The sequence below is a fragment of the Burkholderia sp. BCC1993 genome, assembly GCF_905339865.1.
In the GTDB taxonomy this organism is placed as follows: domain Bacteria; phylum Pseudomonadota; class Gammaproteobacteria; order Burkholderiales; family Burkholderiaceae; genus Burkholderia.
Genome location: NZ_CAJPGZ010000005.1, coordinates 408,013 through 418,070, shown reverse-complemented (window position 1 = coordinate 418,070; position 10,058 = coordinate 408,013). Strand labels below are relative to the sequence as shown.

Genomic DNA, 10,058 nt, shown 5'->3' with positions numbered 1-10,058 from the left:
CGACATCGAGGTGGCGCTGAAGTCGAACACGCTCGTGCAGGCATCGTCGAGCCAGGATCCGTGGGCGATGGCGCAGCAGGCCGTGAACGTCGGCTACGGGATCATGAACGGCCAGAAGCCGGCGAATCCAATGATCCTGATCGAGCCGACGCTCGTCACGCGTGACAACGTGAAGGCTTACAAAGGCTGGAGCAGCCAGCGCTGATCGCGCGACGCGACCCGCGATTCCTGGCGGTGCCGGGCGGTGCCGGGCGCGCCGCCGCGCGCGACACCGGCCCTGCCCGTCCGTTCACCCCAACCGCCGCACCGCCGCGCGACACGCCGCGGTACATGGTTTCGACACAACGACGACGTTCCCCCGCCGGGCCGTATTCGGCAAAGCGCTGACCGACTTCATTCGTGATGACGCGCGGCACTGGCGCAGCGTCGTCGCCGGTTCATGCTGGAACGTGGCGCGCGTCGGCGCGCGGCTCGGCGTGCCGACCGCCGCGTGCCGACCGCCTTCGCCGACACGGTCGGCCGCGAAAATCAGGCGGCACCGGAAAACGCCAGGCGGAGCATGCGCGCCGCCCGGTCACGCACCACGCTTCCCGCCGTTACCGCGCGCCTGCAGCAGTTGCAGGCTCTCATCGACACTCAGTTCGGACATCGCATCGTCGCGCAGCGTATCGTCGGTCGCACGACGCAGCGCATGCAACGCGTGCTCCTTGAGCCGCACGATCGCGAACTGCAGCCCGCGTGCCGCGCATTCGGCGGCGAACGTGCGCAACGACTCGATCGTCGTGCCGTCGACGTCCGGCGTTTCCTCGAGACTCAGCATCACGGTATGCGTATCGGGCGCGGCCTTCATCAGCGCGCGCACGCGATTGAGCATCCGGTCGGCGTTCGCGAAGAACAGCTGCGCCTCGGGCCGCACGATCAGCACACCGGGGACCGGCTTCGCATCGTCGTGATTCGCGACGTCGACGAAGTCGTGCCCGTCGCGCAGCCGGCCGAGTACGCTCACGTTCGGCTCCGACAACTTGCGCAGCGTCAGCAGCAGGCTCACGCCGATGGCCGCGAGCAGCCCGTGCAGCACGCCGAGCACGAGCACCGCGAGCAGCGCGGCGATCACGACGAGCCGGTCGCGATGCCAGACCCAATACGGCCGGAACACCGACGGATGCAGCGAGTGGCTGACCGCGAAGATCACGATCGCCGCGAGCACGGGCTCCGGCGTGCGCGCGAGTTGCGGCAGCAGCAGCCACACGATCAGCGCGACCACGCCGGCCGCCCACAGGCCCGCGAAACGCGACTGCGCGCCGGCCGCCTCGTTCGCGGACGTCGCCGAATAGCCCGCGCCGACCGGCATTCCGTGCAGCAGCCCCGACACGAGGTTCGCGCAGCCGATCGCGACCAGGTCGCGGTTCGCCGACACGCTGTCGCCGTGCTTCAGCGCGAAGTTGCGAATCGATCCGTACGACTCCGCATACAGGATCAGCATCAGCGCGAAGGCGAGCTCGACCGTCTGCATCCATGCGTTCCGGTCGAGATGCGGCAGCCCGAATTCGAGATGCCGGAAATCGATGTGTCCGACGATCGCGATCCCGTAGTGCTGCCAGTCGAGCACATAGCCGGCCGCGATCGACAGCACGATCACGACGAGCGTCGCAGGCACGCGCGAGCGCCGCCCGAGCACGAACAGCAGCGCGAGCGCGGTCGCGCCGAGCGCGACGCTCGCGAGGTTTGCATGCGGTGCACCGGTGACGAGGTCGAGTGCGACGCGCGGCGCATCGCTGTGCTGCACGGAGATCGCGAGAATCTTCGGCAGCTGCTTGATGACGATCGTCAGCGCCAGGCCGAACGTGAAACCGCGCAGGACCGGACGCGCGACGAAATCCGACATGCCCCCGAGCCGCGCGACGCCCGCCAGGATGAACAGCACGCCGGTCATCGCGACGAGCGCGGCCGCGAGCGCGAGCTGCGCGGCAAGCGCCATCCCCGACTCGGCCAGCACGGTCGCGGCGAGCACGGCCGCTGACGACGACGTCGACGACACGATCGCAAAGCGACTGCTGCCGGTCAGCGCATAGACGACGAGCCCCGACAGCAGCGCGATCAGACCGGCCTGCGGCGGCAGGTTGGCGAGACCCGCGTACGCAACCGCCTCGGGAATCAGCAACCCGGCGATCGACAGGCCGGCCAGCGCATCGAGGCCGATGCGCTGCGTGGGCGGCGGCGGCGCCGCATCGAGTGCAGCAAAATGCTCGGGATGCTGCAAGCCGGCATCCGGACGGGTCGGGGCGGTCGTCATGAGGCAGTAGGCGCCGGGTGCGGGTCAGGGTTTGACAGCGATGACACCCGACCAGCCGGGCAGATAGCGCGCGTCCTGCTCGTGTGCGCGGCGCAGCGAGATGTCGAGCGCCTTCGCGAAGTTCTTGCGGATCTGGTCGAGCGTCACGTGCTGGCGCAGGTAGTCGGCCCACAGGAATTCGCTGAACGGCGTCGCATCCTTCGCGTAGCCGCCGGCCGTGCGCAGTTCGCCCGCGAGGCTTCGGTACGGATCGTCCTCGAGCCCCGTCAGCGCCTTCGGCAGATGTGCGTAGTCGCGACGCGAGCCGTCCACGCCGAACGGATGCACCCACTGGTTGTGTTCCATCATCCGCCAGAAGATCGTGTCGTCGAGCCAGGACAGATCCTTCAGCAGCATCGCATTCACGCGCGCCTCCCCTTCCTCGATCAGCGCGAGGCCGAGATGGTGATGGTCGGTGATGTAGTGCAGCCCGCCCGGGCCGAGGACGGCCGGAAACCAGTGCGACTCGATCGCGGCCTTGCGGGCACGCTTGTCGAGCGCCTTCCAGTGCTTGCGCTTCGCTTTCACTTCGCGATAGCCGACCGTCATTTGCGTCGGACGCAGTGCGTCGAGCCGGACGGGAATGAGATGAACGTCGTTGCCGAGTGCCATGGTCGTACCCCATGTTGCGAATTTCCGGCAACGATACTCCTGATCGTGCGAGCCGTTAATACGTCGCGACCTCGATGCGCGTGCGCTTGACCATCCCTGACAACCGGTCGCGCCCGCACGCGACGCTATGCACGCAGGTCGTCGCGTTCGAGACGATGGCGAACGTAAGGCATGCCGTCGTGAACGACGCTCACGCGCCGCATCCCGAGCTTGCGCGCGACGTTCAGCGAACCCGAGTTCGCCTCCGCGATATCGGCGATCACGCGCGGCAGCCGCACGGTGTCGAACGCGTGACGCACGACGGCCGCGGCGGCCTCGCACGCGATCCCGCGCCCCCACGCCGCGCGCACGAGCCGCCAGCCGATCTCGACGTCGCGCGCGCCGCCCACATAATCGGGAATCAGCAGGATCCAGCCGATGAACGCGTCGGGCGCGGCCTTCTCGAAGATCGACCAGTAACCGAGGCCCGGCGGATAGGCGCGCGTGATCCGGTGCGTGACGAAGCGGCGATGTTCGTCGGGGTCGTGCCACGGGCCCGCGATGTAGCGCGTGACCTCGGGATCGCAATCCATCTCGATGCTCGCGTCGAGGTCGGCCAGCACGCGCGGGCGCAGCCACAGCCGCGCGGTCTCCAGGACGGGCAGCGCGGCAACGGACGGTTCGGTCATCTGGACTCCTGATTCGGTGGCGATGCGCATCGCGTGCATTACATGACTGATACAAAAAGCCTTCCGGAATGATACAGACGACTGTCGCTCGTCACGCGCACGTTCATTTCCGTTTTCTCAACAGTTCATTTCGTAGGGATTATTCCCGATTCGCGGTTATCGCGCCCCCACGACCCTCCCCGGCGTCGTCTACCAGCTCGGCAACCTGCTCGCGTCGGGCAACGCGACGATGCAGGCATCGCTCGCGGTCTCCCAGGGCAACAACTACAGTTTCGCGCCGGCGCTCGTGGCCGGCATAGTCGCCATCGTGATCGCCGTGCTGATCCTGTTCAGCCGCGAACGGCGCGGCATCGACATGACGCAATCGGTCAATACGCGTACCACCGTCGGCTGAAGCCGCGTATTGCCGCGGCGCACCATCGCGCGTGCCCCGTCCCGCCTGGGCCGCGCGACATGCTTTCCGCATCCGCACATCGAACTAGAGGAATTTGTCCAGATTCCGCGCTTGCCCGCGCCGCACGCGTTTTTTTATCTTAATAAAAACGGCTGTTTGAATCAGATAATCAAATCACCTGTTCGCGGCCGGGCAACCGGCATTGGGAGGCGGGACATGGCAGTAAGTCAGGAGGGGCGAGCGTCCGCGGGACGACCGTCCGGGACGCGGTCATCCGGCAATCGGCAGACCGGCGGGACGAAAGCGCGCATTCTCGATGCGGCCGAGGACCTGTTCATCGAACATGGCTTCGAAGCGATGTCGATGCGGCAGATCACGTCGCGTGCGACGGTGAACCTCGCCGCGGTCAACTACCACTTCGGCAGCAAGGAAGCGCTGATCCACGCGATGCTGTCGCGTCGGCTCGACCAGCTCAACCTGGAACGCCTCGGCATCCTCGACCGCTTCGATGCGCAGCTCGGTGCGCACATCACCTGCGAGCACGTACTCGGCGCGATGTTCATTCCCGCGCTGAAGGCGTCGCGCGACCCCGAGCGCGGCGGCCCCGCGTTCCTCCGGCTGATCGGCCGCGCGTACACCGATCCGTCGCCGTTCGTGCGCAACTTCCTGACCGCGCACTACGCGAGCGTCGCCGGCCGCTTCTTCGATGCGTTCCAGCGCGCGCTGCCGCATCTGCCGCGCACCGAGCTCGGCTGGCGGCTGCACTTCGCGATCGGCGCGCTGTCCGGCGCGCTGGCCGGTGCCGAAACCGAAAGCCTGATCGACGAATTCTCGCAAGGCCGCACGATGAACGACGTGCAGATGATCGCGCGGCTGTCCTCGCTGATCGTCGCCGCGCTGAAGGCGCCGATGCCCGACAGCGCGCAGTTGTCGATCTTCGCGGCCGTGCTCGACGATGCGGGTGCGAGCGAAGCGTTCGGGCTGTCGTCGAGTACGGCTGCTGCCGATACGGCGACGGCGCCTTCGGCGAGCTGATCGCACCAGGCCGCGCAGGCGGCGTTTCACGATATGGGCGGCCCGGGCCGGCGTTGATGCGCTGGCCCGGGCCGAACGAATGTCATGCGGCGGGAGCCACGGCAGGCTTGCTTTCGTCGACGAAAAACATGGGGTACGAGTAAGCGCTGAAGTGCTAATTCTCGCCGACCGCGAAGCATGGGGTGAGAGTAAGTGCTGAAGCGCTAACTCTCACCGACCGCGAAGCATGGGGTGAGAGCAAGCGCTAAAGCGCTAACTCTCACCGACCGCGAAGCATGGGGTGAGAGTAAGCGCTAAAGCGCTAACTCTCGCCGACACCGGAGACACATCATGGCCTCATCCGCAGCAACCGCAGCGGCCCAGCTCCCGCCGAACAGCGACGGCATCTGGTACGCGTCGTATCCGCCCGGCGTGCCGCACGAGATCGACGTCACGCAATACGCATCGCTCGTGCAGTTCTTCGACGAATGCACGACGCGCTTCGCCGAGCGGGTCGCCTACGTGAGCGCCGGCGCATCGATGACCTACCGCACGCTCGCGCAGAAAGTCGATGCGTTCGCGTCGTATCTGCAAAGCACCGGCGTGAAGCCGGGCGACCGCGTCGCGATCATGCTGCCGAACACGTTCCAGTACCCGGTTGCGCTATTCGGCACGCTGAAGGCCGGCGCGATCGTCGTCAACGTCAATCCGCTCTATACCGCGCGCGAACTCGCGCACCAGTTGAAGGACAGCGGCGCGCAGACGATCGTCGTGTTCGAGAACTTCGCGCGCACGCTGCAGGACGCACTGCCGGAAACGCAGGTGAAGAACATCATCGTCACCGCGCTCGGCGACCTGCTCGCCGACGGTTTCAATGCGAAGGGACGCCTGATCAATTTCGTGCTGAAGCACGTGAAGAAGCTCGTGCCGGCCTACAACCTGCCGCAGGCGATCCGGCTGCGCTCCGCCCTCGCGCTCGGCGCACGCGGCAAACCGCAGCCGGTGCAGACGACCCGCGACGATCTCGCGTTCCTGCAGTACACCGGCGGTACGACCGGCGTCGCGAAAGGCGCGATGCTCACGCACGGCAACCTGATCGCGAACCTGCTGCAAGCGAAGGCGTGGATCGCCGACCAGGTGTCCGGCGACGTCGAGACCGTGCTGACGCCGCTGCCGCTCTATCACATCTATTCGCTGACGGTGAACGCGTTCATCTTCATGGGGCTCGGCGGACGCAACATCCTGATCGCGAACCCGCGCGACATGAACATGGTGATGAAGATCATCCGCAACGAAACGTTCACCGGGATCACCGGGATCAACACGCTGTACAACGCGTTCCTCGACAACGAGGAATTCTGCAAGCGCGACTTCTCGAACCTCAAGCTCGCGATGGCGGGCGGCATGGCGATGCAGCGCGCGGTCGCGGAGCGCTTTCAGCAAGTCACGGGCCGGCCGGTCGTCGAAGGCTACGGGCTCACCGAATGCTCGCCGATCGTCACGATGAATCCGGTGAACCTGAGCGACATGGCCGGGTTCAGCGGCTCGATCGGCCTGCCCGCCCCGTCGACACTCGTGCGCTTTCGTCGCGAGGACGGCACCTGGGCCGCCGTCGGCGAGCCGGGCGAGCTGTGCGTGCACGGTCCGCAGGTGATGCGCGGCTACTGGCAGCGGCCCGACGAAACCGCGAAGGTGATCGACGCCGACGGCTGGCTCGGCACCGGCGACATCGGCGTGATGGACGAGCGCGGCTTCATCCGCCTCATCGACCGCAAGAAGGACATGATCCTCGTGTCGGGTTTCAACGTGTATCCGAACGAGATCGAGGAAGTGCTGGTCATGCATCCGGGCATCAGCGAAGCCGCTGCGATCGGCATCCCGGACGAAGTACAGGGCGAACGGATCAAGGTCTTCGTCGTGCGCCGCGACCCGACGCTGACGGTCGACGACGTGCTCGCGCACTGCCGCAAGAACCTGACCGGCTACAAGATGCCGAAATTCGTCGAGTTCCGCGACGCACTGCCGCAGACGAACGTCGGCAAGATCCTGCGCCGCGCGCTGCGTGACGAGGAACTCGCCAGGATCAAGGCCGCGAAGCAAGGCTGAACGATCCAACGCGCCGGGAGACGCTGTCGATGAACGAAGGAACAAAGCGCCGCGCGCGGTACGCCGCCGCGGCACTCGCGTGCGTGCTGTCGCTCGCGCAAGCCGGCCTGCACGCCCAGGAAACCGCCGATGCCGCGAGCGCGGTACAGGAGGCCGCACTGCCGGCGGAGCTGGCGAAGGTCACGCGCGAGCCGGTCGCGCAACAGGCGCGCTGGCTGCGCTCGGCCGCCCAGCGCGGCACGCTCGCGCAACTCGACGACGCGACGCTCACGGTGCTGTTCAAGGCACTCGATCCGCTCGCCGTACCGCTCTATATCCGCAATGGTCCCAACGGCTATCCGTCATACCAGTTCACGCTGGTGCGTCAGGAACGCATCAGCGGGAAATGGTCCGACACGCCGGACCGCATGCTCGTGAAGACGACCCGCGAGCCGTTGCGCGTTTATGCGAAATGGCTGCCGGGCGGCTCGCATGCGGGACAGGAGACGATCTACGACACGACACGGCGCAAGGACGAGATGTACGGCCATCTCGGCGGCCTGCTCGGCAAGATTCCGTTGTGGACGGCGCTCGACGGCGCACTCGCGCGTGCGCAGTCGAATCACCAGGTGAAGGATCTCGGCACCGAGTTCATCACGAACCTGTACCTGACCGAAGGACGGAAATACCAGGAAGCCGGCGTGCAGCGGCCGACCCAGGTGGAAGCGAAGACGATCGGCGGAGTGCGCGTCGTCGCGCTCACCTACGAGACGCCGACCGGCCGGCCGCAGTTCTACGCGAAAAAGGAAATCCTCGGGCTCGACCTGCACGCGCCCTACTTCAGGACCATCGAGTCCTATGACAACGACGGCAGGATCTTCGAACGGATCGTCATCGAGAAAATCGCGCCGGCGACGCTCGACGAATCCGCGTTCGACCCGAAGAACCCGGACTACGCGTTCTGATCGTCACCGGCGCCGGCGCTACGCACGTCGCGCTCAATCATCATCGTCGTCGTGATGATGCTTGCGCCAATGCTTGTAATAGTGCTTGCGCCATTTCCGGTAGCCGTCGTCATCCTCGTCGCCGTAGTAGCCGTATCCGTAACCCGGATAAGCGACCACCGCAGGCTGCGGCGCCACATAGACCGGTGCCGGCTCGACATAGACCGGTGCGACCGGCACGCCGATGCCCACCGACAGGTCGACACGCCCCGCCATTGCACTGCCGGAAGCGAGCAACGCCACACTTCCGATCCACACCGCCAATCCCCTCTTGTTCATGTTCCCCTTCCCGGATCCGCCGGCCTGCCCGGCATGCGCGTGGAATGTAATCCCGCCGCGCGCCGCCAGGTGCTACGCCATTGCGAGATTCGTAACGCGACGTAACGAAACGGCACTAGCCATTTGACCGAATCGCGAAAATGCACGGGAACGTCTATAGTGGGTTACGGTTCGACACAATCACGGCTGCGCGCTGGTGGAACGAACAGGGTAAAATCCCGCCAAACACTTGGTGGGCGACCACGCCACACACACACGCACAACATATTCTCTGACGCAGGCTCCTGCCGCACCTCAATGGCCAATCCCGCAGAATCCCATCCGCAAAACGACTTCATCAATTCGGCGCGCAAGGAACGTAAGCGTGTTGAAATCTATCTCGTCAACGGCATTCGTCTGACGGGATGTATCGAGTCGTTCGACCAGTACCTGGTGATGCTGCGCACCCCCGTGGGTCTGCAAGGCATCTACAAGCGTGCGATTTCCACGATCCAGCTCGATACGGGCGGCTCGCGCCCGGGCGGCGGCGGTCCCCGCGGCCCGCGGCCCGGCGGTCGGCCGGGCGGCCGCGAAGGCGGCGGCCACAGCCCGTACGGCTCGCACGGCGGCCCCCGCGAATCGCGTGGCGACGGCGGCGGCTACGGCTCGCGCGAGCCGCGTGAAGGTTACGGTTCCCGTGAACCGCGCGAGGGTTATGGCGCGCCGCGCGAGCCCCGCGAAGGCTATGGCGCACCGCGCGAAAGCTACGGCGCACCGCGCGATGCCGGCGACGCATCGGGCAACACGTCGCCGTCCGACGCACGCGGCGGCAACGGGCCGGTGATCGTCACGCGCCGCCGGCGCATCGTGCCGGACGGCCAGTAAAACAAAAGGGCAAGCCAAGCGGCTTGCCCTTTTTTCTGGCGCGTCGGCGCGGCATGTCGCCGCACCGGCCGTGCCGTGATCGCTCAGTGTGCCGTCGTCGGCAAACCTGCGTCGGCCTCCCGCTGCAGCGAACGCACCTGCTGCTGCAATGCGCGCAGTTGCGACTGAAGCGCCGCCTGTTGCGCCTGCAGCGCCGCCGTTTCGTTGCGGACGCTCTTCTGACGATCCGCGACCGCCGCCTGCTGCTCGCGGGCGATCGAGATGTCGGCCTGCAGACGCCGCGCGCGCTCCTGCGCGACTTCGATCTGCCGGTCCGTCTGCACCTTCTGCGATTCCAGCTTCGCCGCACGCAGCTCGTTGACGGACAGCCGTTCCGCCTGACGCGAGAAATCGCGATAGATCGCTTCCGCCCGCGATTCGTCGTAAGTCTTGATCACGCGCCAGAACGCCTTCTGCTGGAACAGCGCGACGAAATAGGAACCGTCCTTCACGCTGAACAGCTGGCTCGCGCCGTAGCTGCCGTTATAGCTGGTGCGCATTTCCGTCAGCGAATGCGCCTGGATCTGGCGCTGCAGTTCGTCAACCGTGCTCTGCCCCGTCGTCTCGCCTGCCTGCGGCTGTATCGAGGTTTGAACCTGCTGATCGATCACCGGAATCGCCGCCACCGGTGCCGACGCCTGCTGTACCGCCGGCGATGCATTGCCCGCCAATCCCTGCGCGAACGCGCCCTGCGTGCCTCCCATCATCGCGAGCAACACCCACGCCCGCCCCCACCCCGTCATATGGCTCATGAATTTTGATTCCTG

At 66.3% G+C, this 10,058-nt stretch carries 9 protein-coding genes and 3 pseudogenes; 7 read left to right on the top strand and 5 right to left on the bottom strand.

What is annotated here, in order from left to right:
* Nucleotides 1–205: pseudogene (locus U4Y91_RS10955) on the top strand (ABC transporter); the annotation flags it as partial.
* Between the two features lie 178 nt (nt 206–383).
* A pseudogene (locus U4Y91_RS10950) lies at nt 384–488 on the top strand (carbohydrate kinase); the annotation flags it as partial.
* 86 nt (nt 489–574) lie between these two features.
* On the opposite strand, the gene U4Y91_RS10945 reads toward U4Y91_RS10950, so the two are convergent.
* The 3 genes from U4Y91_RS10945 to U4Y91_RS10935 all read right to left on the bottom strand — a co-directional run bounded on the left by U4Y91_RS10945 (nt 575) and on the right by U4Y91_RS10935 (nt 3,612).
* Nucleotides 575–2,293 carry a SulP family inorganic anion transporter gene (locus U4Y91_RS10945; RefSeq protein WP_321805072.1) on the bottom strand — a complete coding sequence of 573 codons (1,719 nt, stop codon included), beginning with the start codon at nt 2,291–2,293 and terminating at the stop codon, nt 575–577.
* A gap of 24 nt (nt 2,294–2,317) precedes the next feature.
* On the bottom strand, nt 2,318–2,944 hold the full coding sequence (locus tag U4Y91_RS10940; protein ID WP_321805071.1) for a ParB-like protein: 627 nt from the start codon (nt 2,942–2,944) through the stop codon (nt 2,318–2,320).
* Between the two features lie 125 nt (nt 2,945–3,069).
* A complete protein-coding gene (locus U4Y91_RS10935; protein WP_321805070.1) occupies nt 3,070–3,612 on the bottom strand; it encodes a GNAT family N-acetyltransferase in 543 nt (180 codons plus the stop codon).
* 172 nt (nt 3,613–3,784) lie between these two features.
* On the opposite strand from U4Y91_RS10935, the pseudogene U4Y91_RS10930 reads away from it, so the two are divergent.
* The 4 genes and pseudogenes from U4Y91_RS10930 to U4Y91_RS10915 form a co-directional block, all read left to right on the top strand.
* Nucleotides 3,785–4,006 (top strand): annotated as a pseudogene (locus U4Y91_RS10930) (MFS transporter); the annotation flags it as partial.
* Between the two features lie 216 nt (nt 4,007–4,222).
* Complete coding sequence (locus U4Y91_RS10925) at nt 4,223–5,041, top strand: TetR/AcrR family transcriptional regulator (protein WP_044849270.1); 819 nt, start codon at nt 4,223–4,225, stop codon at nt 5,039–5,041.
* A 330-nt stretch (nt 5,042–5,371) separates the two neighbouring features.
* Nucleotides 5,372–7,126: an AMP-binding protein gene (locus U4Y91_RS10920; protein WP_321805069.1), complete on the top strand. Its 1,755-nt coding sequence runs from the start codon at nt 5,372–5,374 to the stop codon at nt 7,124–7,126.
* Between the two features lie 29 nt (nt 7,127–7,155).
* Nucleotides 7,156–8,070 carry a DUF1571 domain-containing protein gene (locus U4Y91_RS10915; protein ID WP_321805068.1) on the top strand — a complete coding sequence of 305 codons (915 nt, stop codon included), beginning with the start codon at nt 7,156–7,158 and terminating at the stop codon, nt 8,068–8,070.
* A gap of 33 nt (nt 8,071–8,103) precedes the next feature.
* On the opposite strand, the gene U4Y91_RS10910 is transcribed toward U4Y91_RS10915, so the two are convergent.
* Nucleotides 8,104–8,388 (bottom strand): hypothetical protein, encoded by a 285-nt coding sequence (locus U4Y91_RS10910; RefSeq protein ID WP_321805067.1) that lies wholly within the window; start codon nt 8,386–8,388, stop codon nt 8,104–8,106.
* Nucleotides 8,389–8,685: 297 nt separating this feature from the next.
* Between U4Y91_RS10910 and hfq the strand changes: the two genes are divergently transcribed.
* Nucleotides 8,686–9,252 (top strand): RNA chaperone Hfq, encoded by a 567-nt coding sequence (hfq, locus tag U4Y91_RS10905; RefSeq protein WP_321805066.1) that lies wholly within the window; start codon nt 8,686–8,688, stop codon nt 9,250–9,252.
* A gap of 83 nt (nt 9,253–9,335) precedes the next feature.
* Here the strand turns inward: hfq and U4Y91_RS10900 are convergent, their stop codons facing one another.
* Entirely contained in the window at nt 9,336–10,043 is a 708-nt protein-coding gene (locus U4Y91_RS10900) for a DUF2968 domain-containing protein (protein ID WP_321805065.1), read from the bottom strand.
* Between the last annotated feature and the right edge of the window lie 15 nt (nt 10,044–10,058).

Bases quoted from the DNA above. Each gene is read 5' to 3' on its own strand.
- U4Y91_RS10945 (WP_321805072.1), bottom strand. From the start codon at position 2,293: ATGACGACCGCCCCGACCCGTCCGGATGCCGGCTTGCAGCATCCCGAG.
- U4Y91_RS10940 (WP_321805071.1), bottom strand. From the start codon at position 2,944: ATGGCACTCGGCAACGACGTTCATCTCATTCCCGTCCGGCTCGACGCA.
- U4Y91_RS10935 (WP_321805070.1), bottom strand. From the start codon at position 3,612: ATGACCGAACCGTCCGTTGCCGCGCTGCCCGTCCTGGAGACCGCGCGG.
- U4Y91_RS10925 (WP_044849270.1), top strand. From the start codon at position 4,223: ATGGCAGTAAGTCAGGAGGGGCGAGCGTCCGCGGGACGACCGTCCGGG.
- U4Y91_RS10920 (WP_321805069.1), top strand. From the start codon at position 5,372: ATGGCCTCATCCGCAGCAACCGCAGCGGCCCAGCTCCCGCCGAACAGC.
- U4Y91_RS10915 (WP_321805068.1), top strand. From the start codon at position 7,156: ATGAACGAAGGAACAAAGCGCCGCGCGCGGTACGCCGCCGCGGCACTC.
- U4Y91_RS10910 (WP_321805067.1), bottom strand. From the start codon at position 8,388: ATGAACAAGAGGGGATTGGCGGTGTGGATCGGAAGTGTGGCGTTGCTC.
- hfq (WP_321805066.1), top strand. From the start codon at position 8,686: ATGGCCAATCCCGCAGAATCCCATCCGCAAAACGACTTCATCAATTCG.
- U4Y91_RS10900 (WP_321805065.1), bottom strand. From the start codon at position 10,043: ATGAGCCATATGACGGGGTGGGGGCGGGCGTGGGTGTTGCTCGCGATG.